Origin of the sequence: Streptomyces sp. NPDC021562 (genome assembly GCF_040640875.1) — a bacterium.
Lineage (GTDB): Bacteria > Actinomycetota > Actinomycetes > Streptomycetales > Streptomycetaceae > Streptomyces.
Genome location: NZ_JBFACN010000007.1, coordinates 1 through 25310, shown reverse-complemented (window position 1 = coordinate 25310; position 25310 = coordinate 1). Strand labels below are relative to the sequence as shown.

Sequence of the window (25310 nt, the reverse complement as noted above, 5' to 3'; positions counted from 1 at the left end):
TGAGCGCGCCGAACCCCTCCCGAAGGGGCCCGGATGGGGCATGGAAGTTCCATCGCACCTGACGCACAACACCCGCCCCTGGAGTGCCCGATGCACCAGAAAACCGATCACCAGGTCCCCGTCCTCGTGGTGGGCGGCTCCCTCGTGGGCCTGTCCATGTCCCTGTTCCTGGGCCGTCTAGGCGTACGCCACCTGCTCGTCGAACGGCACTCCGGCACCTCGATCCATCCCCGCGGCCGGGGCAACAACGTGCGGACGATGGAGCTGTTCCGCAAGGCCGGCATCGAGTCCGACATCCGGGCGGCGGCCTCGCTGCTCGCCGACAACCACGGCATCCTCCAGGCCCCGACGCTGGTCGGCGACGCCGGCGACTGGCTGTTCAAGGAGATCGACCCGGGCGGCGGACTCGCCAGGTTCAGCCCGACCGGCTGGTGCCTGTGCAGCCAGAACGACCTGGAGCCGGTACTCCGCCGGGCGGCCGAATCACTCACCGGCGAACTGCGCTACTTCCACGAGCTGGAGTCCTTCGAACAGGACCCCGAAGGAGTGACGGCGTACGTCCGCGACCGTGACTCCGACCGGATGTACACCGTCCGCGCGGACTACCTGGTCGCCGCCGACGGCCCGCGCAGCCCGGTCCGCGGCCGCCTCGGCATCGGCCAGACGGGCCCCGGCGACCTGTTCGCGAACGTCAGCATCACCTTCCGCTCCAAGCTGCTCGCCGACACCGTCGGGGACCGCCGCTTCATCTGCTGCTACCTCACCGACCCGGAGGCCGACGGCGCCCTCCTGCCCGTCGACAACAAGGAACGCTGGGTCTTCCACGCCCCGTGGCACCCCGAGCGCGGCGAAACCCTCGACGAGTTCACCGAGGAACGCCTCACCCGGCACATCCGCCGCGCGGTCGGCGTCCCGGACCTCGACGTCGAGATCACCGGCCGGGCGTCCTGGCGGGCGGCCGAACGGGTCGCGGAACGCTACGCGGACCGGCGGGTCCTGCTCGCCGGCGACTCCGCGCACGAGATGTCCCCGACCGGCGCGTTCGGCTCCAACACCGGCATCCAGGACGCCCACAACCTGGCCTGGAAGCTGGCGGCCGTCCTGGACGGCTGGGCCGGCCCCGGACTCCTGGACTCGTACGACACCGAGCGCCGCCCGATCGCCCTGGCCACCAGCGCCCGCGCCTCCGCCCGCTCGGTGGAGCACAGCCACCCCGGTTTCGCACCGGCCCCCGGGATCGGCGCCGACCGGCGCGGCGGCATCCTCAACGTCGTCCTCGGCTACCGGTACCCGAAGGGGGCGGTCGTCGGGGCCGACCCGGACCAGCCGCTCGTACCCAATGGGATGAACCTGACGGGGCAGCCGGGCAGCCGGGCCCCGCACCTGTGGCTGCGCCGTGCGGGCGAACGCATCTCCACGCTCGACCTGTACGAGCGCTCCCTGGTGCTGCTCAGCAGCCCGGACACGCCCTGGCACCGGGCCGCCCGCCGCATCGCGGACACGGAGCGGGTACGACTGGACGCGTACGGCATCGGCACCGGCGGCGACCTCGCCCCGGACGCGGAGGGCACCGACTGGGCGACGGCCCACGGCACCACGGCGGACGGGGCGGTGCTGGTCCGGCCGGACGGGTTCGTGGCGTGGCGGTCGGAGGGCCCCGCGCGGGGCGAGGCGGAAGCGGAGCTGCGGGAGGTCCTGCGAAGGGTGCTGCGCACCCGCTGACTTCCGCGGGCTGCGCGCCCTAGATGCGGACCTCCACGGTCTTCGCCAGCCGGTCGTGCAGCCCCCTGCCGTCCCGGTCCCACACCAGCGCCGGGATCGCGAGGCACAGCAGGACGGTGCGGACCAGGGCGCGCAGCGGCTGCACCCGGCCGGTCTCGACCCCGACCACCCGCAGCCCGAACAGCCGCTTGCCCGGCGTGAAGCCGACCGTGCCGACGGTGAGGACGCCCAGGACGAGGAAGACGAGCAGCGCCCAGTTGCTGGTGGCCGGACTGTAGCCCTTGGTGATCAGGCCGTATGCGATCAGGACGCACAGCCCCCAGTCCACGAGCAGCGCGCCGAGCCGCCGACCGGGGCGGGCGATGGAGCCCGGCCCGTGCTCCGGCAGACCGAGCTGCTCACCCCGGTACCCGAACTCCGCGCCCGCCTCTTCCAGGGCCGCGCGGGGTCCGGAGAGCCACGATCCGACTGCTTGCCTGTTGTCCACCCGTCCACGGTACTGCCCGGGCGCCCACCGGGGTCCCGGCGGGGTGTCCAGGGGCTACGGTGGAACGAACCCGGTTAACTTCAGCGAAACAAACGGGTCACGCCCGAGAAACCACCCGTCCCTAGGGTCGAGGTCAGCGTGTGCCACCGCACTGGCCGCACGAACGAACTACCACCCCGGCACGGGAACGGCCGGGAGTAGGAGGAGCTGGATGTTCCAGAACGCCGACGAGGCCAAGAAGTTCATCGCGGACGAGGACGTCAAGTTCATCGACGTCCGTTTCTGCGACCTGCCGGGCGTCATGCAGCACTTCACGCTGCCCGTCGAGGCGTTCGACCCGGACGAGGAGCTCGCCTTCGACGGGTCGTCGATCCGTGGTTTCCAGGCGATCCACGAGTCCGACATGGCGCTGCGCGCGGACCTGTCGACCGCCCGGGTGGACTCCTTCCGCCGCGACAAGACGCTCAACATCAACTTCTTCATCCACGACCCGATCACGGGCGAGCAGTACTCCCGTGACCCGCGCAACGTGGCGAAGAAGGCCGAGGCCTACCTCGCCTCGACCGGTATCGCGGACACCGCGTACTTCGGTCCCGAGGCCGAGTTCTACGTCTTCGACAGCGTCCGCTTCGCCACCTCGGCGAACGAGAGCTTCTACCACATCGACTCCGAGGCCGGCGCCTGGAACACCGGCGCCCTCGAGGACAACCGCGGGTACAAGGTCCGCTACAAGGGCGGCTACTTCCCGGTCCCGCCGGTCGACCACTTCGCCGACCTGCGCGCCGAGATCTCCCTGGAGCTGGCCAAGTCCGGCCTCCAGGTCGAGCGCCAGCACCACGAGGTGGGCACCGCCGGCCAGGCGGAGATCAACTACAAGTTCAACACGCTGCTCGCCGCCGCGGACGACCTCCAGCTCTTCAAGTACATCGTGAAGAACGTGGCCTGGCGCAACGGCAAGACCGCGACCTTCATGCCGAAGCCGATCTTCGGCGACAACGGCTCGGGCATGCACGTCCACCAGTCGCTGTGGTCGGGCGGCGCCCCGCTCTTCTACGACGAGGCCGGTTACGCGGGCCTGTCGGACACCGCCCGCTACTACATCGGCGGCATCCTCAAGCACGCGCCCTCGCTCCTCGCGTTCACCAACCCGACGGTGAACTCGTACCACCGTCTGGTGCCGGGCTTCGAGGCCCCGATCAACCTGGTGTACTCGCAGCGCAACCGCTCCGCCGCGATGCGTATCCCGATCACCGGCTCGAACCCGAAGGCCAAGCGCGTCGAGTTCCGCGCACCCGACTCCTCCGGCAACCCGTACCTCGCCTTCTCGGCCCTGCTGCTCGCGGGTCTGGACGGCATCAAGAACAAGATCGAGCCGGCCGAGCCGATCGACAAGGACCTCTACGAGCTGGCTCCCGAGGAGCACGCGAACGTCGCCCAGGTCCCGACCTCCCTCCCGGCCGTCCTCGACTCCCTGGAGCGCGACCACGAGTTCCTGCTCGCCGGTGACGTCTTCACGCCCGACCTGATCGAGACGTGGATCGACTTCAAGCGCACCAACGAGATCGCCCCGCTGCAGCTGCGTCCGCACCCGCACGAGTTCGAGCTGTACTTCGACGTGTGATATCGCCCCAGGTCAGAGCAGGTATCCGCTCCCCTGGGCCGTCTGTGGGCCGTCGGCCGTGCTCTTCCTCCTCTGGAAGGGCACGGCCGACGGCCTGTTTCGGGCCAGCACCGCGGGCCGGTGTCGAGAGCCCCCGGCGCGTCGGCGCTCAGAGCCTGTTCCTGAACCTCGAATCGGCAAGTCAAGAGCCATCGGTTGACTGCCGACGCGTACGGCATCTTCGGCGGGCTGATCAACATCCGGTCGTCGGCCGCTGCCTCACGGCGGCGGTCAGCACGGGGCGGGCACCAGCTCCTGCGGATTCCGCATCGGAGTCCACAGGAGCTTGGAGCCGGGCGCGTGCTGGGCCCGGTCAGTACTCCAGCGTGAACCGTCCCGGGCCGAAATTGAGTGGGTGCTGCACAATCGGGGCGGGGGTGCCCCGACCAACCGTCCACCACAGGAGCGTCCCTGCGTTCTCAATGCTGACCTCGCCGTTACCGAGGTCCACGATCGCGAACTCCTGGTCGACGCGCCAGTCGTGGCAGGGGCCCTGCACGATCGGAACACCGTCCAGCAAAGACCCGTCCTGGACCTCCAGACACTTGCCGGCGAAGGTCTTGATCCTGACGGTGCCGTTGCCGACATCCTCGAACGTGAAGCGCTGACTGTCCCAGTCGTAGCAGCGGTACAGCTGGATCGGGGCACCGTCCTGCCGACTGCCGTCCTTGACCTCCACGCAACGGCCGAAGGCCTTGATCTTGAAGGAGTCCTGCGCAGCGGCGGGACTCGCGGTCACCGTGGGGAACACGGCTGCGGCAACGACAGCGGCCACGCAGGCCGCCAGACGTCGTCCAGCGCGGCGAGTACGAGCAGAGCCCATGTTCAGTCCCTTCTTTCACCGACAAATGACTACCGAGTGCATCGAATCGTAAGCGTAGAGTGAGTGAAGGTCAGCAGTTTATGGGCCAATTCGCTATATAGAGTGCCCATTGGGCCATACCCCGGGGCGCCACGTAACTGACGTGCTTGCACTATCGAGCTGGGAGACCACCGCGGAGGATCACGCGGGGGTCGCTCGCGACAACGGACGGCATGTTGAGGCCTCCAGAGAAAGCGGAGCCTGCGAATGGAATTGGTTTCAGGGGGCTTTGCAGCCCGCGTGTGTCCGAGGTGGGGATTTCTGCGTCACCGCGTCACCTGCGTCACCGGGCAGTTCTGGCCTGCGGTTTTTGGGTGACGCAGAGCGCAGGGGGTGCGTCACCGGTGACGCAGGCTGTCCGTCATGGGTGACGCAGGTGACGCGGGGTGACGCAGACTTCGCCGTCCTGCGTCACCCATGTATGCGCAGGTCGCGGGGCGCTTTCCGCCCGTGGTGACGCAGGTGACGCAGCGTTCCCCACTTAGGAAAAAAGAGGGGGGTGTCTGCGGTGGTGCAGTGCGGCTCAGATCATGAAGAAGGAGCCGCTTCGCGGCGCGACCATCGGGCGGCGCGCGCGCCGAACAGCAAGAGGAGCACGCGTCCGGGTGCTCCTCTTGCTGTTCGGGTCGGGGCGCCGGTCAGAACTTCGACGTGTGATCGACGCCTCCCCGGCGGCCGGCGCCCCCGTCCCTGTTTCTCAGGGCGGGGGCGCCGTCGTATGGTGCGGGGGTACTGGCGTTCGACACGGGGGACGGGATGACGCAACAGGACGGCGAGGAGCGCGAGTTCGATCTTCGGTGGGCCGACCAGGCGGAGCACAAGGAGCCGTCGGCGCGGGCCCGCATGCTGGCCGCCCGCTGGAAGGAGAACCCGCCGGACCCGGCGCCGTTCCGGGCCGATCCGGGGCCGGTGGTGCCACGGCGGTCGTCGTGGGTGTCGACCGCGATCGTCCTCGGCTGCGTGGCGGCGGTGATCGTCCTGCTCGGGTACCTCCAGACGCGGTCACCGTACTAGGGACCCAGGAGCCTTTGCCGCCACTAGGGCCGTTCGGAACCTCCTCATTGCCCCCGGCAGGTGCACACTGGACAGCGGGACGAGTGCCTGACTGCGGGGTGGTGCACATGCAGAGCCGCTTCCGGAGCGACCGACGGCTGACCGTGCGGATGACGGTCACGCTGTTCCTGCTCGGGTTGTTGTACGTGGGGTTCGTCGCCGCATTGATCGTGCTGCTGAAGTCGTGGCTGCTGGTCGTCGTCCTGGTGGGCGCGATGTTCGTGGCGCAGTTCTGGTACTCCGACCGGATCGCGATGTTCGCCATGCGCGGCCGGGTCGTGGAGCGCGAGGAGTATCCGGAGCTGCACGCCGTGGTGGACCGGCTGTGCGCCATCGCCGACATGCCCAAGCCGGTGGTCGCCGTGTCGGACATGGACATGCCGAACGCGTTCGCGACCGGGCGGAACCCCGACCACGCCGTCGTCTGCGTGACCACCGGGCTGCTGCGGCGCCTGGAGCCCGCCGAACTGGAGGGCGTGCTCGCCCACGAGCTGTCCCACGTGGCCCACAAGGACGTCGCCGTGATCACGATCGCGTCGTTCCTGGGCGTGATCGCCGGGCTGATCGTGCGGTTCGCCTTCTACTCGCAGCTCTTCGGCGGCGGGCGCCGGGACCAGAACACCGCCGCCGTGTTCGCCGCCGTCATCGGCGTCTCCGCGGCCGTGTACGCGATCAGCTTCCTGCTGATCCGGGCGCTGTCCCGGTACCGGGAGCTGGCCGCCGACCGGGCCGCCGCCCACCTCACCGGCCGCCCCTCCGCCCTCGCCTCCGCGCTCACCAAGGTCTCCGGTGACATCGCCCGGATCCCGACCAAGGACCTGCGGACGGCCCAGGCCTTCAACGCGTTCTACTTCACCCCCGCGACCGGCAAGGAGCCCGGCATCGAGCGCTTCTTCTCCACCCACCCGCCCCTGGAGCAGCGCCTCGAGCAGCTGGGGCGGATCTCGGCGGAGCTGGGTGAGGCGGCGACGCCCGGGAAGGCCGGGTGAGCATGGGGTTCCTGGACATCCTGCTCGGCCGCACCAAGCCCGTCGCACCCGATCTCGACCAGCTCTTCGCACTGCCCTCGGCCGCCGTGACCCTGGAGGCGGCGGCCGGGTTCACGCCGACCGGCGGGGGTGCGGTGTGCTTCGCGACCGTGGAGGGCGCGGCCTTCGAGCAGACCCACCGCGAGGTGCAGGCACTGCTCGACGCGGACGCAGACCGCGGCGGGGTGCCGGTGGAGCTGCGCCAGGACGACTACGGGTACTCCTGGCTGGTCTCGCAACGCTCCCCCGACCAGCTCGTACAGCTGGTCAACGACCTGCACGCGGTGAACAGTTCGATGGAGGTCAACGGCTTCGGCCCTCAACTCCTCTGCTCCCTGGCCGCCTTCACCGACGCCCGTGGCCGCCGCCTCGCACTGGTCTACCTCTACAAGCGGGGCACTTTCTACCCCTTCGCCCCCGTGTCCAGCACCTCCCAGCGCCGGGACAGCGCCCTGGAACTCCAGGTGAAGGCGGTGCTCGCGAACGATCTGCGGATCGAGCAGGACCTCAGCCGGTGGTTCCCGGTGTGGGGTGCCCCCGGTCTCTGAGCGGCCGGGGGACCCGGCTACCTGCCCTTGTCGCGCTGCTGGCGGCGGACCTCCAGGGGGCGTTCGCGGCGGTAGCGGCGCTCCCACCTGGCCTGGCGGTCGCGGCGGGCCCGGTACGTCTTGTAGTCGTCGGCCATGCCCCCGCCCCCGCCGGACGAGCCGCCCGACGAGGGAGCCGAGGCCGAGTCCCGGCCGTAGCGGATGTACAGGAAGAGCAGGGCGACCGCGGCGAGCCACCAGTTGTGGTTGCCGAATCCGAGGACGACCAGGACGACGGTCCCGGAGAGGACGATGGTGCCCATGACGGGCCTCCGTGGCGTGGGTGTGTGAGCGGTTCGACGGACCCGACGGCACGCGGGGGGACGGGCGGCCGTCCGTCGGTGTGCAGCAGAGTAGCCCCGGGCCACCGGGGCGCGGTGCCCGCTGCGGAAAGCGGTGGTGGCCGCCTCCGCAACGCGTGTCCAGCGTAGTCAGCCGGTCACTGGGCGTGCATCCCGTTTTCGCCGGCGGCGGGCCGGCTCAGACGCCGGGCGTCGCCGACAGGATCCCGGACGTGATGGCGGCCTCGAGGAGGGCGTGGTCGGCGGTGGTCCGGTCGGCGTAGGCGAGGGCGAAGTCGGTGATCGCCCGGTCGAAGGTGTCGCCGCCGCCGAGGTAGCCGGCGATGGCGATGCGGTCGCCGGAACGGGCGTGGGCGCGGGCCAGTGTCGTACCGCACAGGGCCGCGTATACACGCAGCCCGGTCGGGTCCATCGCGGCGACCTCGATGGAGCCCTTCATGTCGCGCAGCTGGCGCCAGTAGAAGGCGCGGCCCTGGGGGCCGGTCATCCAGCCGAGGAAGATGTCCCCGGCGGCCTGGAGCAGCCGCTGTCCGGCGACCACCCGGTGGCCCTGGTGGGTGTGCGGTCCGGCCGGCAGGTAGGGGGCGAGCACGGCGGCCCGGGCCTCCTTGATCTGCAGGAACAGCGGGTCGTCGGCGTCGCGGCCGGCGAGGAGCACGATGAAGCAGCGGGTGCCGACGCTGCCGACGCCGACGACCTTGCGGGCGGCGTCGACGAACCGGTAGCGGTCCAGGAGGAGCCGGCGTTCCTCGGCGAGGGTGGAGCGGTAGTCGCTGAAGGCCTTGCGGAGGGAGGCCATGTCCGCGGCGCCCGCGGGTTCCAGCAGGGGCGGGTCCTCGATGATGCGGCGCTGCCCGCCGGTCACCTCGGTGAGTCTCCCGAGCGCGTGCAGGCTGGTGCGGCGCCGGGCCCGGCTGAGGCTGTCCTCGATCCTGCGCCGTCGCCGCGTGGAGCGGACCAGGGTGGTGAGGCTGTCGGCGTCCACGCGCTCGTACCAGACGGCGAGTTCGCCGAGTCCCGCCAGCCGCCGCACGGCGGTCCGGTAGGCGGTGACGGCCGCCCGCGTCGCGGTCCGTGCCTGCGGGTCGCTGTGGCCGTTCTCGCGGGCGGCGACGGCGACGGAGGCGGCCAGGCGTTTGACGTCCCATTCGAAGGGGCCGGGGAACGTCTCGTCGAAGTCGTTCAGGTCGAAGAGCAGGGCCCGCTCGGGTGAGGCGTAGAGCCCGAAGTTCAGCAGGTGGGCGTCGCCGCAGAGCTGCACGGTGAGGCCGGTGTGCGGCTGGGCGGCCAGGTCGGCGGCCATCACGGCGGCGGCACCGCGCAGGAACGCGAACGGTGAGGCGGCCATCCTCCCGTACCGGATGGGCAGCAGCTCGGGCAGCCGGTCACGGCCCTGGCGTTCCAGTACGGCGACGGGGTCGGGCCGGTCCACCGCGGGCAGCCACAGGGCCTGCCCGGACCGGGGGGCGCGCTTGCGGGCGGCCTTGCCGCGGGCGGCCCGCTCTGCGGGTGTGGGCATCCGGCGCTCCCCTCGGTCGCTGCTCCCTCCGTCACCTGCTGATCGCAGTGAAGAGCGCCCGGCGGGTCGCCCGCATGCCGGACCCGGCGAACGGGTGACGCCGGGCGGCGGCGCCGGGTGCCGTGAGGAGTCGCTCGCGGGGCCCGGCGCCTTCGGTTCAGCGCGGGTCAGACGTCAGCATGCGTCAGACGTCAGCGCGCGTAACGCATCAGCGCCCGCACCATGTGACACGTCGTGTCCGACGGCGGGTGGACTCCGATGCTCTGCGCGGTGCTCCGTATCGTCTCGTTCCGTGCCTGGTTCGGCAGGTAGATGCCGGAGTCGAGCAGGGCGATGGCGAGGCGCATGGCCTTGAGGCGGCGGTTGTGCGTGACGTACCAGTCGCGGGGCCGCCCGGCCGGCAGCGGGCGCTTCTCCACCGGCGCGTAGGGCGAGTCGAGCACGACGGCACGCTTCGCGGTGGACTGGGTCGGCAACGGCTTCGGCTTCAGGGCGGCAGCGGGCACGGGCATCCTCCTGTCGCGGTCAGAGGGCCCCCGGACACTCCGGCGACTCTCTCGAACACTGTGTCCAGTGTACTGGCCGCCACTGACAACGGGACAGGCCGCGAGAGTGGCGAACTGCCCTGTTGGGAAAGGGTATTCAGGCTGTGGCGCGATGGGCGCGAGAGGTCCGTGCGGCCGCTTCGGAAAATCGAACAGAGCGTGCTCCGGATGGCGGCTCGCGTACGGTTTTCGCATGGAGATCTGGATCAACCCCGCCTGCTCGAAGTGCCGAAGCGCGATCAGCCTGCTCGACGCCGAGGGAGCCGACTACACCGTCCGCCGCTACCTGGAGGACGTGCCGACCGAGGACGAGATCAGGTCCGTGCTGGAGCGGCTCGGACTGGAACCCTGGGACATCACCCGCACCCAGGAGGCGGAGGCCAAGGAGCTGGGGCTCAAGGAGTGGGCGCGGGACGCGGGCGCGCGCGACCGGTGGGTCACGGCCCTCGCCGAGCACCCCAGGCTCATCCAGCGGCCGATCATCACCGCGGACGACGGCACCGCGGTCGTCGGCCGTACCGACGAGGCCGTACGGGATGCGCTGGCCAGGCACAGTAGCTGAGCAACGCTCACCATCCTTGTGACGCAGGTTACTTCAGCGGCTCCGGTAACCGCTGAGTAACGGCGTTCGGCATCTCGTACATAGCGGCGTACGTTCCCCCACCTCATTCAGGAGGCGCGCATGTCGCGTAGGAGAACTCTCGGCGCCAAGAAGAGCATCGCTCTGCTGGTGGGCGCCGCGGCAGTCGCCGGCGGCGGGGCCTTCGCCCTGGCGTCCACCTCGAACGCCGCACAGACTCCGCAGAACGCGAAGACCCTGTCGTCGGCCGCGGACTCGACCGTCTGCGCGGGGCTGGCCACCGCCCTCGGCAACAACCAGAAGTTCATCGCCGGGCAGCAGGCGAACCCGGACGCCCAGTCGGCGGCCCGGATCGCCAACCGGCAGGCGGTCATCGACCAGATCAAGGTCCAGCAGAAGGCGTCCGGTTGCGTCGTCGGGGAGTCGGCTCAGGGCTCCCAGGCGGCGAGCGGCGCGCAGACGGGCGGGACCGGTCAGGCGGGACAGGCGGGGCAGCAGAGTGCGGCGCCCTCGCAGAGCGCGGCCACCGGAAACACCGGTGGCGCGGCCGCCGGCAGCACCGGCGGTGCGGCCGCCGCCTCCGGGCAGCAGGTCTGCAAGGGCTCGACCGTCACCCTGTCCGGCGAGGCCGGCGCGCCGGCCGCCTCCAGCAACCAGTTCCCGGCGGGGACCACGCTGAAGGTCACCAACCTGGACAACAACAAGTCCACGACGGTGAAGGTCACCTCGGTGTCCGGCAGTTGCGTCCTGCTCAACAACGCGGCCTTCGAACAGGTCAGGGAGCCCGGCAAGTTCCTGATCCGGCGCGCGCTGATCGAGAAGGTCGGCTGACCGGGACCACCGGCTGAGGCCGCCGGGCCGCCGGCTCTCACGGAGGGAGAGCCGGCGGCCCGTGAGCCGCACCACAGAACCCCCAGGTAACACGGGGTTCACATACGGGCAATGGTCGGGAAATCGCCTGTTGACAGGCTGCCGGGCAGAAAAGCGGCGCCCCGGTGCCGTAGCGCCGCTGCACCCGCGAGTGCGCCCGACCCACCCCCGAAGGATGTGGCCCGTGACCTTCAAGGCTGAGTACATCTGGATCGACGGCACCCAGCCGACGGCCAAGCTGCGTTCGAAGACGAAGATCATCGCGGGCGCCCCCGCCGGCCTGGACGCGCTGCCGATCTGGGGCTTCGACGGGTCCTCCACGAACCAGGCCGAGGGGCACTCCTCGGACCGTGTACTGAAGCCTGTCTTCACCTGCCCGGACCCGATACGCGGCGGCGACGACGTCCTCGTCCTGTGCGAGGTCCTGGACATCGACTTCACCCCGCACTCCTCCAACACGCGGGCCGCGCTGGTCGAGGTCGCGGAGAAGTTCGCCGCGCAGGAGCCGATCTTCGGCATCGAGCAGGAGTACACCTTCTTCGACGGCGCCCGCCCGCTGGGCTTCCCCGAGGGCGGCTTCCCGGCCCCCCAGGGCGGCTACTACTGCGGTGTCGGCGCCGACGAGATCTTCGGCCGCGAGATCGTCGAGGCCCACCTGGAGAACTGCCTGAAGGCGGGGCTCGCGATCTCCGGCATCAACGCCGAGGTCATGCCCGGCCAGTGGGAGTTCCAGGTCGGCCCGGTCTCCCCGCTGGAGGTCTCCGACCACCTGTGGGTGGCCCGCTGGCTGCTCTACCGCACCGCCGAGGACTTCGGCGTCTCCGCCACCCTCGACCCCAAGCCGGTCAAGGGCGACTGGAACGGCGCCGGCGCGCACACCAACTTCTCCACCAAGGCGATGCGCGAGGGCTACGACGCGATCATCACCGCCTGCGAGTCGCTCGGTGAGGGCTCCAAGCCGCTCGACCACGTCAAGAACTACGGCGCCGGCATCGACGACCGCCTGACCGGTCTGCACGAGACCGCACCGTGGGACAAGTACTCCTACGGCGTCTCCAACCGCGGTGCCTCGGTCCGCATCCCCTGGCAGGTCGAGAAGGACGGCAAGGGCTACATCGAGGACCGCCGTCCGAACGCCAACGTCGACCCGTACGTGGTGACCCGGCTGATCGTGGACACCTGCTGCTCCGCGCTGGAGAAGGCCGGCCAGGTCTGATCCGCGCCCGGCTCCTCGAAGGGGCGTCCACCGTCCGGCGGTGGGCGCCCCTTCCGGCTGCCCGGGGCCGCGTTGTCAGTGGCGCGTGTCATCGTCGGCGGCATGGAGATCGACGAGGTGCTCTCCGTCCACGCCTGGACGGAGAGCGGGCAGACGTACGTGTGGTGTGCGCCCGGGGAGCTGCGGGAGGCCGTGCGCGGGCTCGGCGGCGCCGGGAACCGGTTCCTGGTCGCGCGGCGCGTCCCGGACCTGCCGGACGTGTTCGCGCAGATATGGCACGAGGAGGGCGGCGACTACCGCCTCGAACACCGGCTGGGCGCGGCCCGGTTCTCCGGTACGAGCCTCACGGACCCGGACCGGGCGGCGGACCTGCTGGTCGACTGGGCGCGGGAGGACGACGGCTGGGACGCCGGGGTCGCCTGGGAGCCGGTCGCCGTACCGCCGCGCGAGGCGGCGCCCGCGCTCGCGCCCCAGGTGGCGGCCCGCGTCGAGGACCACGTGCGCGCACTGCTGACGGAGGGTTACCTCGGCATCGACCGGCTCGTCGAGGAGACCGTGTACCTGATGGAGGAGGGTGAGCCGGTCTCCGCGGCTCAGGTCCGGGAGGTCGTGGCACGGCTCTGGACGGAGCGGGTGGCGGAGCAGCGGGCCTGGCGGGGGCTCACCGACCCGGACCGGCTGACGCGGGCGTTCGCGGCCCTGGAGCGCGAAGGGATCGTGGCCCGCCAGGACTTCACGTGCTGCCGCTCCTGTGGGCTGAGCGAGATAGGCGCCGAGGCGCGGGACGCGGACCGGACGCGGGGTTTCGTCTTCTTCCACCACCAGGGCACCCGTGGCGCAGCCGAAGGCCGGGGGCTGAGTCTCTACTACGGCGGCTTCGACGGCTCGGCCGGCACGACCGAGGCCGTCGGCCGTGCGGTCGTCGCCGCGCTCGTGGACGCCGGGTTGTCCGCAGTGTGGGACGGCAATCCGGACAAGGCGATCGAGCTCACTCCGCTGACCTGGCACAAACGCCTGGTGGGGTGAGGAGGGCGGGGTCGGTGCCGGGTCCGGGAGGCGTCCAACCAGTGAGAGGAGGGTCCTGTTTCCGGGCTGTGTCTGCTTCAATATGCGCATGGCCAGCTTCCAGAACCACACCGCGACGGGTCGCCATGACCTCGAGCCGTTCTGGCCTTCCCGTCAGCACCACGACTTCGACCGGGTGTGTTGCCGCGCGATGAACGCGCGGGCCCTCTAAAGCCGTACACCCCGGCCTTCGGCCAGCGCGGAACGCAGTACGTCCCCGGCGCGCCCGACCACGAATCGCGGCCGTCGTCCCGACCGACGAACTCCTCGCGCGAAAGAGCTGACGTCTCATGGCGACCACTCGTTCCCTCTCCCCCGCTCCCACCCTCGCCGCCTCCCCCGCCCCCCGGCACCGGCTGCGTGCCGTCGACCGGGACGAGGTCGTGGACATGGCGGACCTGCTGCCGCCCGGCGCCACCTGGCTGCCCGCGCCGCAGCACGCCCTGCCCACCCTGCCGGGCCAGCCGCCGATGATCGGCTACCTGGTGCTGGTCCCGGCGGACCAGCAGCCGCCGTTCCTCCCGGTCGCGGTCCCGGACCGGCCGGTGGCCGCCGGCGAGGCGCCGGGCACGGTTGCGGCCGCCGTCGGCGAGCCGCTCGTGACCGTCGACAGCGTCCAGCGCACCGCGGCAGTCGCCGGGCGTGAACTCGACCTCACCTACCTGGAGTTCGAGCTGCTCGCGCATCTGGTCGCGCATCCGAACCGGGTGCACACCCGGGACCAGTTGGTCACCACGGTCTGGGGCTACGGCCATGTCGGCGACGGCCGCACGGTCGACGTCCACGTCGCCCGCCTGCGCCGCAAGCTGGGCGCGGAACACCGCCGGGCGATCCAGACGGTCCGCCGCGTCGGCTACAAGTACACCCCGCCGACAGGCCGCTGACCGGTCGCGCCCGACCGGACCGGCTGCCGCGGTCGGTGGCGACCGGATGCGTCGGTCGAGGGGGCGGCCCCCGGCCCGTCCACCGACGGATCCGGTCGCCGGACCGGCCGGCTCGGCGGCGAGCGGGTCCGGTCGGTGCTGTCGGGGGTGGCGGGGACATCGCGGCGGTCCGGGGCGGCCGGGCCCGCCGTCGGCGCCGGGCGCTCTGCTGTCGGCAGATACGCGTTCCCTGGGGCGGTGGGGCCGGGCACGATCATCGGCATGAGACTTCTTGTGCTGGGTGGTACGGAGTTCGTGGGGCGCGCCGTCGTCGAGGCGGCGCTCGGGCGCGGCTGGGAGGTGACCGTGTTCAACCGGGGGCACCGGCAGGCCCCGCCGGGGGCGCGGTCGCTGCGGGGCGACCGCACCGCACCCGAGGGCCTCGCCGCGCTCGCGGACGGAACCGAGTGGGACGCGGTCGTCGACACCTGGTCGGCGGCGCCCCGGGCGGTGCGGGACACGGCGCGGCTGCTGCGGGGCCGCGTCGGCCGGTATGTGTACGTGTCGAGCTGCTCAGTGTACGAGTGGCCGCGCCGGGCCGATCACGCCGAGGACACCGCTGTGGTGACGGGCGCCGCCGCGGACGCGGAGCAGACCGAGTACGCGCAGGACAAACGGGGCGGCGAGCTGGCCGCCGTCGAGTCCTTCGGCCCGGACGGCTCGGTCCTCGTCCGCGCCGGCCAGATCCTCGGGCCGTACGAGAACGTGGGCAGGCTGCCCTGGTGGCTGAACCGGATCGCGCGGGGCGGCCCGGTCCTCGCACCGGGGCCGCGGGACCTCGCCCTCCAGTACGTGGACGCCCGGGACCTCGCCGAGTGGACCCTCGGCGCGGTCGAGCGGGGCCTTTCGGGGCCGTACAACCTGGTCGGGCCGACCGGGCACACCACGATGGGCGAACTCCTCGACACCTGCCGCCGGGTGACCGGCTCGGACGCCGAACTGCGCTGGACGGCACCGGAGTCGGTGCTGGCCGCCGGGATCGAGCCGTGGACGCAGCTCCCGGTGTGGCTGCCGCCGGACAGCGAGCTGTACGACTGCGTGTACCGGATGGACATCTCCCGGGCCCTGGCGACGGGCCTGGTGTGCCGGCCCGCCGAGGAGACGGTGGCCGACACGTGGCGCTGGCTCCAGGAGATCGGCGGGGTGGCGCCGGCCCGCGAGGACCGGCCGGCCGTGGGGCTGGACCCCGTTGTCGAGGCGCGGGTGCTCGGGCTTGCGGGGGCCGGGTCGTGAGCCGGGTGCGGGCCGGTGGGCGCCGGGCGCGCTCGGGCGGCGGAGCCGCACAGGGCGCTCACCGTCCCCGGGGTGTACCTGGCACCACCCCCTGACCGGGGGCTTCGGACCAGTGACCGGGGTCCGTGGGGTCGGACAGACTGACGGCCATGACGACGAACACGAACAGTGGCGGCCCGCGCGAGCGGGCCCGGGAGGTGCTGCTCGCCGCCGTGCGGGGGCTGGTGCTGGCGCTGGTGATCCTGCCGGTCTCCGTCCTGTGCTTCGCCCTGACCGCGATCTCGGTCGCGCTGATCCCGGTCGGCGCCGGCATCGTCACGACCCCCTGGGTCCTGGACGGGACGCGGCGCGTGGCGGACGTGCGGCGACGGCTCGCGTACGAGTGGTGCGGGGTGCGGATCCGGTCGGCGTACCGGCCGCTGCCGGCGGACGCCAACCCGTGGGCCAGGACCTTCGGCATGCTGCGGGACCCGCAGGTCGGGCGAGACGTGCTGTGGCTGTTCGTGGACATGACGGCCGGGTTCGTGACCGCGCTGCTGCCCGCGGTGCTGCTGTTCTACCCGTTCGAGGGGTTCGCGGTGGCCGCCGGGCTGTGGCGGGTGCTCGCCGACGACGGCACCTACTGGTACGGCTTCGTGCCGGTCTCCGGGCAGCCCACCGCGTTCGGGGCCGCCGCCACCGCCGCCGTCCTGCTGGTCGGCGCCTGGTACCTGTGCCCGCGTCTGCTCGTCGCCCACTTCCGGCTGAGCCGCGCCGTCCTCGACCCCGGCCGGGGTGAACTCGTCGAGCGGGTACGGGTGCTGACGGAGAGCCGGAAGGACGCCGTGGACACCTCGGCGGCCGAGCTGCGCCGGATCGAACGGGATCTGCACGACGGGGCGCAGGCCCGGCTGGTCGCGATGGGCATGGACCTCGGGACCGTGGAGATGCTGCTGGACAAGGATCCGGCGCGGGCTCGGGAACTGCTCGCGCAGACCCGGCGGGCCTCCGTGGAGGCCCTGGGCGAGCTGCGGGACCTGGTCCGGGGCATCCACCCGCCGGTGCTGGCCGAGCGTGGCCTCGGGGACGCCGTACGGGCGCTGGCGCTGCGGCTGCCGGTGCCGACGCAGGTGACCGTGGAGCTGTCCGGACGGGCGGACGCGCCGGTGGAGTCGGCCGCGTACTTCGCGGTGAGCGAGGTGCTGACCAACGCGGTCAAGCACTCCAGCGCCGACCGGATCTGGGTGGACCTGCACCACGTCGCGGACGACGGCGGCATGCTGCGGATCTCGGTCACGGACCACGGCAGGGGCGGAGCGGTGGTCGGCGCGGGCTCGGGCCTTGCCGGGGTGGAGCGGCGACTGGGTACATTCGACGGCGTCCTGGCCGTCAGCAGCCCCGCGGGCGGTCCCACCATGGTCACCATGGAGATTCCGTGCGTGTTGTCCTAGCCGAGGACCTGTTCCTGCTGCGCGACGGACTGGTCCGGCTGCTGGAGGCCTACGGCTTCGAGATCGCCGCCGCCGTCGAGTCCGGCCCCGAACTCGCCCGCGCGCTGGCCGAGCTGGACCCGGACGTGGCCGTGGTGGACGTACGGCTGCCGCCCACGCACACCGACGAGGGGCTGCAGTGCGCGCTCAGGGCCCGGCGGGACCGGCCGGGGCTGCCGGTGCTGGTGCTCTCCCAGCACGTGGAGCAGCTGTACGCACGGGAGTTGCTGGCCGACGGCAGCGGCGGGGTGGGGTACCTGCTGAAGGACCGGGTGTTCGACGCGGAGCAGTTCGTGGACGCCGTACGACGGGTCGCGGCGGGCGGTACGGCCATGGACCCTCAGGTGATCCAGCAGTTGCTGGCCCGGCGGGCCGACGACCGGCCGCTGGGCGCCTTGACACCGCGCGAGCGGGAGGTGCTGGAGCTGATGGCGCAGGGCCGCTCGAACGCGGCGATCGCCGGGCAGCTCGTCGTCACGGAACGGGCCATCGCCAAACACACCTCCAACATCTTCACCAAACTGGGACTCGAGGTGTCGGACGATGACAATCGGCGCGTCCTCGCGGTGCTGGCCCACCTCGACCGCGACCGCTGATTTCCCCGGAACTTCCGCAGCTCAAACGGCGGTTGTGGCCCAAGTGCGTAACAAATCTCTGATGAATTTGTGAGGCGGCTGAACACCTCTGAGATGAGGTCCGTATGAGAAGGCGCCGCTTCACTCCTGTCGGGCGCCTCGATGCCGCCCCGCAAGGAAGGTCTGAGGAGTTCCATGGGACGCAACATACGCAAACGCCGCTCGCCGCTGGCCGTCAAGGCCATTGCCGCATCCGCGGCCATAGCGCTCGGCGGGGGCGGGCTGCTCTGGGCGCAGATGAACGCTTCGGCTCACGAGTCGAACAACGCCGCCCAGAACTACACGAAGGCCGCCGCCGCCACGGTGGCGACCATCGCCTGCCCGGACGTCGGCCAGAAGCTGACGAGCGTGCCGGCCGCCGCCAAGCAGGGGGTGGCCACGGAGCTCGCCAACCTCGACAAGCAGATCACCGAGGCCTACTCCCGGCTCGCCTCCACCCGTCAGGCCCAGGCGGGCGACGCGAGCTTCGTGCAGAACGCGATCGTCGGCCCCCTGAAGGAGAAGCGGGCGGCCACGATCGACCGGATCCGGATCGACATCACCCGGGTCGGCGGCCAGTTCGACAACTCGCTGTCGCAGCTCGCGGCCTGCACCACGCAGACCACGAACCAGACCACCGCGGGCGGTGGCGGTAACAACGGCGGCCAGAACAACAACAACGGCCAGAACAACAACGGTCAGAACAACAACGGCGGTCAGAACAACAACGGCCAGAACGGCAACAACGGCCAGGCCTCGGCCGCCCCGAGCGCCAGCACCCCGGTCGACGTCGGCATCGGCGGCCAGGCCGGCAACGGCCCGACGGCCGCGGACTTCGTGGACATCACGAAGGTCGCCCCGAACGTCCAGGGCAAGCCGCAGAACGGCGCCCAGGCCTCGACCGGTTCCTTCGTCACCAAGTGCGGTGTGAACGCGAACAAGAACCACAACACCGACAACGTCATCGTGGCACCCGGCGTGACCAACGGCGCGCACCACGAGCACGACTACGTCGGCAACCAGAAGGTCAACGCGCTCTCCACGAACAACTCGCTGCTGGCCGCCCCCTCCAGCTGCCGGAACCAGAGTGACCTCTCGGCCTACTACTGGCCGGTCGTGCGTGAGCAGGACGGCTCGCAGGAGTTCGACGCGAACGCGCTCGGCGGTGGCAAGGAAGGCAACGTCGGCAAGATCATCACGCCGGTCCAGGCGCAGATCAAGTACGTCGGCAGCCCGGCCAGCAAGGTCACCGCGATGCCGCAGTTCCTTCGCATCATCACCGGTGACGCCAAGACCACGACCAACGGTCTGGGCAACGCCAACGCGCACTGGAGCTGCACCGGCTTCGAGAACAAGGTCCAGCTGACCCAGCAGTACCCGATCTGCCCGAAGGGCAGCCAGGTGGTCCGCACCTTCGCCTTCCAGAGCTGCTGGGACGGCAAGAACATCGACAGCGCCAACCACCGCACGCACGTCGCGTTCGCGGACCCGGCGAGCGGTGTCTGCCCGAACGGCTTCAAGGCGATCCCGCAGCTGACCATGCGCCTGGTGTACAACCTGGCCCAGCCGAGCATCGTGAACGGCCAGGTGAAGAACGCCTACGCCGTGGACGGTTTCCCCGAGCAGCTCCACAAGGCGGCCACCGACCACGACGACTTCATCAGTGTCACCAAGAACAACCTGGCGAACACCATCGCCAACTGCATCAACACCGGGAGGAAGTGCCAGTAGGCACTGACTGACCGACAGCACGGAAGCGGGCGGTGGGATTCTCCCACCGCCCGCTTCCGTGTGTGCCGCTCGCCGGCTGCCGCGCGGTCTCAGCTGGTGTGCTTGCTGTGGTCGGTACCGATCTCCTCCCAGCCGCCCAGCGTGGTCTGCAGCGACTTGACCAGCTTGTCGGTGCCCACCGCGACCCACTTGCGGCCGACGAGGTAGAACCCGCCGTAGTCCTTGGCGTCGTTGATCCACTCGCGCTGGCCGCGGTCGGTGGCGAAGGTGGCGAAGACGAACGTGCCTGCGTGGACCTTGCAGGTGGCCTGGCGGACCTCGTCGGAGTCGATCTGCATGTCCGGGGTGCACTTCACCTTGGCGGCCAGGCTCTCCAGGCTGCCGGTCGCGGTGACCGGGATCTTCGTCTCGGCACTGCCGTCGCCGGACCCGCAGCCCGCCAGCGCCAGTACGGCCACGGCGCCGGCCGCCGCGAGCATCGGTCGGGTCAACCTCATCTGTTCCTCCGGTCGCGTTGCTGGCCCTGGGGTGCCTCCGGGGGCCTCCCCTTCGATACGGCCGCGGGGCACGGGACGCTCAATTCGAACGCGGGTCCAGGACGGCGCGGTCACCCGGGCGGCGGTGACCGACCCACGACTGGCTCGTTCTCCAGGACGTGCAGTCACAGGATGTAGCCCAGCGTCACGCAGCCGCCTCCGCCGGGGCCCCGGGTCCGGCCGTCGATGTCGAGCAGGCCGAGGCCGCGCTCGTCGAGCACTACCCACGGCTGGTCCGGCTCGCCTATCTGGTGCTGCCGCCCGGTCCGGGCCGCGGCCGCCGCGTCCTGACCGCGCACGCCCTGGTCCAGCGGGCGCTGCCCCGGGGCCGCAGGCCGGCCCCCGTCGTCCCGGCCCAGCCGACGGGCCGGGACACCGACCCCGGGTACGCGCTCGTCCGCCTCGAAGTGGTGCGCTCGGCGCTGCAGGCGGGCCGGCCGTTGCGGCTCACCTCGTGGCCCAAGCGCGCCCAGCTGCCGCCGCTGGTCCCCCAGGTGTGGGGCCTCAGGCTCTTCCCGCGCTCCGGCGGCGCCGACGAACTCGCCCTGGACCAGCGGCTCGGCGCGCTCTCCGGGCCGGCCCGGGCCGCGTACGCGCTGCGCGGACTCGAACAGCTCCCCGACGGTGACGTCCGCGGCATCCTCAGGGCGGCCGGGATCGAGCACCCGGAGGGCGCGCTCGCCGAGGCGAACGGCGTCCCGGCGCAGTACCCGCTGCTCGACTCCCCCGAGTTCGACCCCTGTTTCCTGCAGGCCCGGCCCACCGACCTGCTGCGCCGCCGTCGGCACGGCAGGGCCGCGCTGGCCGCGGCCGCCGCGCTCGCGGTCTGCGGGGCGCTGGTGGCGCTGCCCGGCGGCGGCTGGGGCGCCGACGGCGCGGCCGCCCCGGCGTACGCGCGGAACCCGGCGGCCCAGGCCGCCCTCGACCCCGCCCAGCTGACGAAGGTCCCGGCCACGGCGTGGCGGACGGCCGCCCGCACCGACTTCTCCGTCTGGCCCGCGCGCGGCGCCCTCACCGGCGACACCGCGCTGCTGCGCCGCGCCCTGGCGGTCTGGGCCCGCCCCGGCACCACCGTCCGCGTCTCGGCGACCCCGGGCACCCAGACGGGCGGCCCGGCCGGACCGCCCCAGCTGCTGTACGCGGGCCTTGTCGACAGCGCCCGCGTGGTGGTGTTCTACGACGGTCTGCGCATCGCCCGTTACGCCGAGCCGAAGGACGGCACCGCGGGCGCGGCGCTGGACCTCGCCCGCGTCGACGGCGCGACCGGGCTGGAGGCGAGCGCCCTGGTCCTCGGCCGTGCCGACGGCAACGTCCGCTATCTGACGGCGCCCTGGGTGACCGGGGTCGCCGAGCGGGACCTGATGAAGCCGGCCTCACCGGCGACGGACGTCGCGGTGACCGATGGCGTGACCGGTCCGCTGGCCAGTGGCGCGCTGCAGCAGGGGGCGTGCACCACGTGGAACGCGCTCCAGCTGACCGGCGCACAGGGGACGGGGCTCGCGACCGACCTGGGCGAGCTGGTGCCGGCCCGGCTCACCGCCGGGCGGCCGGGCACGAACGGCGGTGACTCCGCGGCGGTGGCGCGGGACTGGGCGCCGTACGCCTGCTCGCTGGCCGCGGAACGCTCGGCGGGGGTGCGCGGTGTCAACGCGTGGGCGTTCGCGGAGCAGCCGCTGCCGGCCGGCGGCGGCACCGGGTCGTGGGTGTGCACCCGGGCGGAGACCTGGCGGGGCGACGGGACGCTGGCCCTGGCCCAGTTCCGCACCCCGGGCAGCCGGTACGGGGCGGTCACCGCCAAGGGGACCGATGTGACCGCCTGCGGTCCGCGTGATCCGCACGTGCTGGCCGGGGTGTTGTGGAAGTCCGGGGGCGGCCAGTGGTACCTGCTGGCGGCGGGCGGCCGGGACACCACGTCGATCCGGGCGACCGGCGGGGTCACGGCGGCGGCGCCGGGCTCGCTGCTGGTGGCCAGGGCGAAGCAGGGGGCCCAGGCCACTCTGAAGGGGACGCTGGCGGGCGGGAACGAGATCAGCGGGCTGCGGTGAGGCGGGAGGCTTGGGCCGATCAAGTGAACCCGGGTGCCCGGTCGGAGCCGTGGGAGGCCGAATCCGATCGGTAAGGTGTTCGCATGAGTACCGGGGTACGCCGCAGACTTGGAGTCGAAGAGCGACGGCAGCAGTTGATCGGCGTGGCCCTCGAACTGTTCAGCCAACGCTCGCCCGACGAGGTCTCCATCGACGAGATAGCCTCGGCCGCGGGTATCTCGCGGCCGTTGGTGTACCACTACTTCCCCGGCAAACTCAGCCTGTACGAGGCCGCGTTGAAGCGGGCCGCGGAGGATCTCGCGGGGCGCTTCACCGAGCCGCACGAGGGTCCGCTCGGCGCCCGGCTGCTGCGCGTGATGCGGCGCTTCTTCGACTTCGTCGACGAACACGGGCCCGGTTTCGCGGCGTTGATGCGCGGCGGTCCCGCCGTCGGCTCCTCCGCGACCAACGCGCTCATCGACTCCGTACGGCAGGCCGCGTACGAGCAGATCCTGTCCCACCTCGGCGTCACCGAGGCCCCGGCCCGTCTCGAACTGGTCATCCGCTCCTGGATCTCGCTCGCCGAGTCGACGGCCCTGATCTGGCTGGACGGGCGGCGCATCCCGCGCGGCGAGCTGGAGGTGCAGCTCGTGCACGACTTCGCCGCGCTGACTGCGGTGAGCGCCTCGTACGACGCGGAGATGACCGGGTTGGTGAAGCGGATGGTGGAGGGCGAGCCGACGGACGGGCCGTTCGCCGACCTGGCGGCCCGCCTCATCGCACTCGCCGGCTGAGCCGCCCCCCGTCTCTCCGGTAGGACTAGCCCTCGTACTTCCGGTACGACGGGTCCAGGTCGCGGACCTCCGCCGAGGCGTGCAGGACGAGGCCCTCGGGCTTCAGGTGGGCGCGGAGCAGTTCCAGGGTGGTCTCGGTCAGCTTCGCCTTGGTCTCCTCGGTGCGGCCGGCGAGCAGGCCGAAGGTCACGTGCACGACGGCGTGGCCGCCCTCCTCGTAGCCGTAGGCCGTGTCGTCGGCGGCGCGGAACAGGGTCTTGCAGGCCTCCGGCTTGGCGGCCGCGATCTCGACGACGGCGGTGTGCAGGGCCCTGGCGAAGCCGGCCTTGTCGAAGGCCGCGCCCGCGGCGGCGGTGTAGTCGACGGTGATCTGCGGCATGAGCACTCCTGTTCCACGGCAACTGCGCTCCACCCTAGGGCCTGCCGCCCGGGCCGCATCCGCGTCCTCGATTGTCATTCGGGGCGGCCGAAGCGGCGGGCGGCCCAGACCAGGGCCACGACCCCGACGGTCAGCAGGAGGGCGCCTTCCAGGAGCAGGGGCGGTTGCCGGCCGGCCCACTCGATGCCCGGGGGCGTCACCTGGCCCGGGACGCGCAGGGTGATGCAGCGGCGGAGCAGGTCCACTCCGTAGGCGAGCGGGTTGACGGCGGCCACCGTGCGGGCCCAGCCCGGCAGGTTCGCCGGCGGGAAGAAGCCGCCGGAGAGGAAGAGCAGCGGCATCATCACCAGGCCGAGCAGCATCTGGAAGATCTCGGGCCGGGCGATGCTGACGGCCAGCAGCAGGGACAGCGCCGTGACGGTGAAGGAGGCCAGGGTCAGGCCGGCGAGGAGCAGCACCAGCAGGAGCGGGTCGTAGGGCAGCCCGACGGCGCCGCCCAGGGCGAGCAGGACGGCGCCCTGGACCGTGGAGACGACGGTGCCGCCGGCGCAGCTGCCGAGCAGGAGGGTGGGCCTGCTGACCGGGGCCATCAGGAGTTCGCGCAGGTAGCCGCTCTGCCGGTCGGTGATCAGACGGATGCCGACGATGACGGCCGGCGCCTGTACGGTCATCATCAGCATGCCCGGGAAGAGGTACGTCTGGTAGCCGACGCCCAGGGACGCGTGCGGGATCAGCGCGGCCAGTCCGCCCCCGAGCACGAAGAGGTAGAGCACCGGCTGGACCAGCATCAGGGCGGTGTGGACGCGCTGGACCGACAGGCGCAGCAGGTCGCGGTGGACCAGGGCGTGGACCGCCCGCAGTTCGTGGCGCAGGGAGGTCCACGGGGCCGGGCCGGAGGCGCGGGAGGCGTCCGGGGCCGGGAGAGCGGGTGCGGTCACGGGGCCTCCTCGGTCGCCGCCGTGGGTCCGCCGGGAGCCGGGGCGGCCGGTGCGGGGCGGTGGCCTGGGGCGTGGATGCTGCGGCCGGTGTGGTGGAAGAAGACGTCGTCGAGGGTCGGCGGGGTCGCGGACGCGGCGTGCACCGCGATGCCGTGGGCTGCCAGCGCCGCGCAGAGGCGGGGAATCCACGCGCTGCCGTCGGGCAGCCGCAGGCAGATTCCGTCGGCGTCCGCGGTGACGGCGGGGCCGGGCGGCACGGTCCGCTCCACGACCTTGAGTGCCGCCGGGTCGTCGCCGGTGCGCAGCCTGACCCGGTCGGCTCCGATCGCGGCCTTCATGGCGAGGGGCGTGCCCTCGGCGACGAGCCTGCCGTGGTCGATGATGCCGAGGCGGTCGCAGTTCTCCGCCTCCTCCAGGTAGTGCGTGGTGACCAGGACGGTGCTGCCGTGCCGTTCGCGCAGGGTGCGCAGGTGCTCCCAGACCTGGGCGCGGGCGTGCGGGTCGAGTCCGGTGGTCGGCTCGTCGAGGAACAGCACCCGGGGCGCGTGCAGCAGGCCGCGGGCGAGCTCCAGGCGGCGTCGCATCCCTCCGGACAGGGTGCGGACCGGGGAACGCCGCCGGTCGGCCAGTGCGACCGCTTCGAGCACCTCGGTGACGCGCAGGCGGGCGCGGTGGCGGCGCAGTCCGTACAGGCGGGCGTGGAGGTACAGGTTCTGTTCGGCCGTCAGGTCCGGGTCGAGGGCGCTGTGCTGGAAGAGCATCCCGACCGTGCGCCGTACCAGCTCCGGTTGGCTGAGGACGTCGGCGCCCGCCACCGTGGCCTGTCCGGCGGTGGGGCGGGCCAGGGCGCACAGCAGGGCGAGGGTGGTGGACTTCCCCGCGCCGTTGGGGCCGAGGAAGGCGTAGGTCTCGCCTTCGAGGACGTCCAGGTCGAGGCCGCGCACGGCGTGGGTGGTGGTGCCGTCCGGGCCCCGGTAGGCCTTGACCAGGCCGCGCGTGCTGATGACGGGTGCCGGGCGGGCGGTGGGCGGGGGGATCGCGCGGGTGCGGGCGGTGTCACCGGCGGGTGGCTGCATGGTCGGCTCCTCGTCCACGGGGGGTGCGTGCCGCGGGCCTGCCGGGCGCGGTGGCCCCGGTTCCGGGCGGGGGGGGGGCCCCGGGGGGGCCCCCCCC

25 protein-coding genes are annotated in these 25310 nt (G+C 72.0%); 16 read left to right on the top strand and 9 right to left on the bottom strand.

All coding sequences use genetic code 11. From position 1 onward, the window contains the following. The first annotated feature begins 90 nt into the window (after positions 1 to 90). Complete coding sequence (locus tag AB0G52_RS12615) at positions 91 to 1722, top strand: FAD-dependent monooxygenase (protein WP_361336257.1); 1632 nt, start codon at positions 91 to 93, stop codon at positions 1720 to 1722. Positions 1723 to 1741: 19 nt separating this feature from the next. Here AB0G52_RS12615 and AB0G52_RS12610 read toward each other — a convergent pair whose 3' ends face one another. Beyond that, positions 1742 to 2209, bottom strand: coding sequence for an RDD family protein (locus AB0G52_RS12610; RefSeq protein WP_132886377.1), 468 nt, complete (start codon positions 2207 to 2209; stop codon positions 1742 to 1744). Between the two features lie 211 nt (positions 2210 to 2420). Here AB0G52_RS12610 and glnA point away from each other — a divergent pair, with 211 nt between their 5' ends. Further along, positions 2421 to 3830, top strand: coding sequence for a type I glutamate--ammonia ligase (glnA, locus tag AB0G52_RS12605; RefSeq protein WP_132886378.1), 1410 nt, complete (start codon positions 2421 to 2423; stop codon positions 3828 to 3830). Between the two features lie 352 nt (positions 3831 to 4182). Here the strand turns inward: glnA and AB0G52_RS12600 are convergent, their stop codons facing one another. Continuing rightward, positions 4183 to 4644, bottom strand: coding sequence for an RICIN domain-containing protein (locus AB0G52_RS12600; protein WP_165939226.1), 462 nt, complete (start codon positions 4642 to 4644; stop codon positions 4183 to 4185). Positions 4645 to 5487: 843 nt separating this feature from the next. On the opposite strand from AB0G52_RS12600, the gene AB0G52_RS12595 reads away from it, so the two are divergent. The 3 genes from AB0G52_RS12595 (at position 5488) to AB0G52_RS12585 (ending at position 7360) form a co-directional block, all read left to right on the top strand. Continuing rightward, the gene (locus tag AB0G52_RS12595; RefSeq protein WP_361336254.1) at positions 5488 to 5745 is read left to right on the top strand and encodes a hypothetical protein; all 258 of its coding nucleotides are present in this window, start codon (positions 5488 to 5490) and stop codon (positions 5743 to 5745) included. A gap of 107 nt (positions 5746 to 5852) precedes the next feature. Further along, the gene (gene htpX / locus AB0G52_RS12590; RefSeq protein ID WP_132886381.1) at positions 5853 to 6773 is read left to right on the top strand and encodes a zinc metalloprotease HtpX; all 921 of its coding nucleotides are present in this window, start codon (positions 5853 to 5855) and stop codon (positions 6771 to 6773) included. Between the two features lie 2 nt (positions 6774 to 6775). Continuing rightward, positions 6776 to 7360 (top strand): hypothetical protein, encoded by a 585-nt coding sequence (locus tag AB0G52_RS12585; protein WP_361336528.1) that lies wholly within the window; start codon positions 6776 to 6778, stop codon positions 7358 to 7360. A gap of 17 nt (positions 7361 to 7377) precedes the next feature. Here the strand turns inward: AB0G52_RS12585 and AB0G52_RS12580 are convergent, their stop codons facing one another. The 3 genes from AB0G52_RS12580 to AB0G52_RS12570 form a co-directional block, all read right to left on the bottom strand. After that, positions 7378 to 7662 carry a hypothetical protein gene (locus AB0G52_RS12580; RefSeq protein WP_132886382.1) on the bottom strand — a complete coding sequence of 95 codons (285 nt, stop codon included), beginning with the start codon at positions 7660 to 7662 and terminating at the stop codon, positions 7378 to 7380. 217 nt (positions 7663 to 7879) lie between these two features. After that, positions 7880 to 9220 (bottom strand): DUF2252 domain-containing protein, encoded by a 1341-nt coding sequence (locus AB0G52_RS12575; protein WP_361336252.1) that lies wholly within the window; start codon positions 9218 to 9220, stop codon positions 7880 to 7882. 191 nt (positions 9221 to 9411) lie between these two features. After that, positions 9412 to 9726 (bottom strand): hypothetical protein, encoded by a 315-nt coding sequence (locus AB0G52_RS12570; RefSeq protein WP_361336250.1) that lies wholly within the window; start codon positions 9724 to 9726, stop codon positions 9412 to 9414. Positions 9727 to 9958: 232 nt separating this feature from the next. Here AB0G52_RS12570 and AB0G52_RS12565 point away from each other — a divergent pair, with 232 nt between their 5' ends. The 9 genes from AB0G52_RS12565 to AB0G52_RS12525 all read left to right on the top strand — a co-directional run bounded on the left by AB0G52_RS12565 (position 9959) and on the right by AB0G52_RS12525 (position 19466). Beyond that, a complete protein-coding gene (locus tag AB0G52_RS12565; protein WP_132886385.1) occupies positions 9959 to 10327 on the top strand; it encodes an arsenate reductase family protein in 369 nt (122 codons plus the stop codon). A 120-nt stretch (positions 10328 to 10447) separates the two neighbouring features. Next, positions 10448 to 11176, top strand: a complete 729-nt coding sequence (locus AB0G52_RS12560) for a hypothetical protein (RefSeq protein WP_132886386.1) — start codon at positions 10448 to 10450, stop codon at positions 11174 to 11176. Between the two features lie 223 nt (positions 11177 to 11399). Then, positions 11400 to 12431: a glutamine synthetase gene (glnII, locus tag AB0G52_RS12555; protein ID WP_132886387.1), complete on the top strand. Its 1032-nt coding sequence runs from the start codon at positions 11400 to 11402 to the stop codon at positions 12429 to 12431. Positions 12432 to 12533: 102 nt separating this feature from the next. Then, on the top strand, positions 12534 to 13457 hold the full coding sequence (locus tag AB0G52_RS12550) for a hypothetical protein (RefSeq protein WP_361336247.1): 924 nt from the start codon (positions 12534 to 12536) through the stop codon (positions 13455 to 13457). A gap of 329 nt (positions 13458 to 13786) precedes the next feature. Beyond that, the gene (locus AB0G52_RS12545) at positions 13787 to 14380 is read left to right on the top strand and encodes a winged helix-turn-helix domain-containing protein (RefSeq protein WP_361336245.1); all 594 of its coding nucleotides are present in this window, start codon (positions 13787 to 13789) and stop codon (positions 14378 to 14380) included. 261 nt (positions 14381 to 14641) lie between these two features. Beyond that, on the top strand, positions 14642 to 15652 hold the full coding sequence (locus AB0G52_RS12540; RefSeq protein WP_361336243.1) for an NAD-dependent epimerase/dehydratase family protein: 1011 nt from the start codon (positions 14642 to 14644) through the stop codon (positions 15650 to 15652). A gap of 149 nt (positions 15653 to 15801) precedes the next feature. After that, complete coding sequence (locus AB0G52_RS12535; protein ID WP_361336241.1) at positions 15802 to 17082, top strand: sensor domain-containing protein; 1281 nt, start codon at positions 15802 to 15804, stop codon at positions 17080 to 17082. After that, entirely contained in the window at positions 17067 to 17717 is a 651-nt protein-coding gene (locus tag AB0G52_RS12530) for a response regulator transcription factor (protein ID WP_132886392.1), read from the top strand. The genes AB0G52_RS12535 and AB0G52_RS12530 overlap by 16 nt, the downstream gene beginning before the upstream one ends. A gap of 174 nt (positions 17718 to 17891) precedes the next feature. After that, positions 17892 to 19466, top strand: a complete 1575-nt coding sequence (locus tag AB0G52_RS12525; protein WP_361336239.1) for a DUF1996 domain-containing protein — start codon at positions 17892 to 17894, stop codon at positions 19464 to 19466. 89 nt (positions 19467 to 19555) lie between these two features. Here AB0G52_RS12525 and AB0G52_RS12520 read toward each other — a convergent pair whose 3' ends face one another. After that, positions 19556 to 19963, bottom strand: coding sequence for a hypothetical protein (locus AB0G52_RS12520; protein WP_361336237.1), 408 nt, complete (start codon positions 19961 to 19963; stop codon positions 19556 to 19558). 158 nt (positions 19964 to 20121) lie between these two features. Here AB0G52_RS12520 and AB0G52_RS12515 point away from each other — a divergent pair, with 158 nt between their 5' ends. Then, positions 20122 to 22047, top strand: a complete 1926-nt coding sequence (locus AB0G52_RS12515; protein WP_361336236.1) for a hypothetical protein — start codon at positions 20122 to 20124, stop codon at positions 22045 to 22047. An 83-nt stretch (positions 22048 to 22130) separates the two neighbouring features. Next, positions 22131 to 22820: a TetR/AcrR family transcriptional regulator gene (locus tag AB0G52_RS12510; protein ID WP_132886396.1), complete on the top strand. Its 690-nt coding sequence runs from the start codon at positions 22131 to 22133 to the stop codon at positions 22818 to 22820. 25 nt (positions 22821 to 22845) lie between these two features. Here AB0G52_RS12510 and AB0G52_RS12505 read toward each other — a convergent pair whose 3' ends face one another. The 3 genes from AB0G52_RS12505 to AB0G52_RS12495 all read right to left on the bottom strand — a co-directional run bounded on the left by AB0G52_RS12505 (position 22846) and on the right by AB0G52_RS12495 (position 25213). Then, positions 22846 to 23199 carry an isomerase gene (locus tag AB0G52_RS12505; protein ID WP_132886397.1) on the bottom strand — a complete coding sequence of 118 codons (354 nt, stop codon included), beginning with the start codon at positions 23197 to 23199 and terminating at the stop codon, positions 22846 to 22848. 74 nt (positions 23200 to 23273) lie between these two features. Then, the gene (locus AB0G52_RS12500; RefSeq protein WP_132887011.1) at positions 23274 to 24071 is read right to left on the bottom strand and encodes an ABC transporter permease; all 798 of its coding nucleotides are present in this window, start codon (positions 24069 to 24071) and stop codon (positions 23274 to 23276) included. Positions 24072 to 24133: 62 nt separating this feature from the next. Then, positions 24134 to 25213 carry an ATP-binding cassette domain-containing protein gene (locus AB0G52_RS12495; protein ID WP_132886398.1) on the bottom strand — a complete coding sequence of 360 codons (1080 nt, stop codon included), beginning with the start codon at positions 25211 to 25213 and terminating at the stop codon, positions 24134 to 24136. Positions 25214 to 25310: the final 97 nt, after the last annotated feature.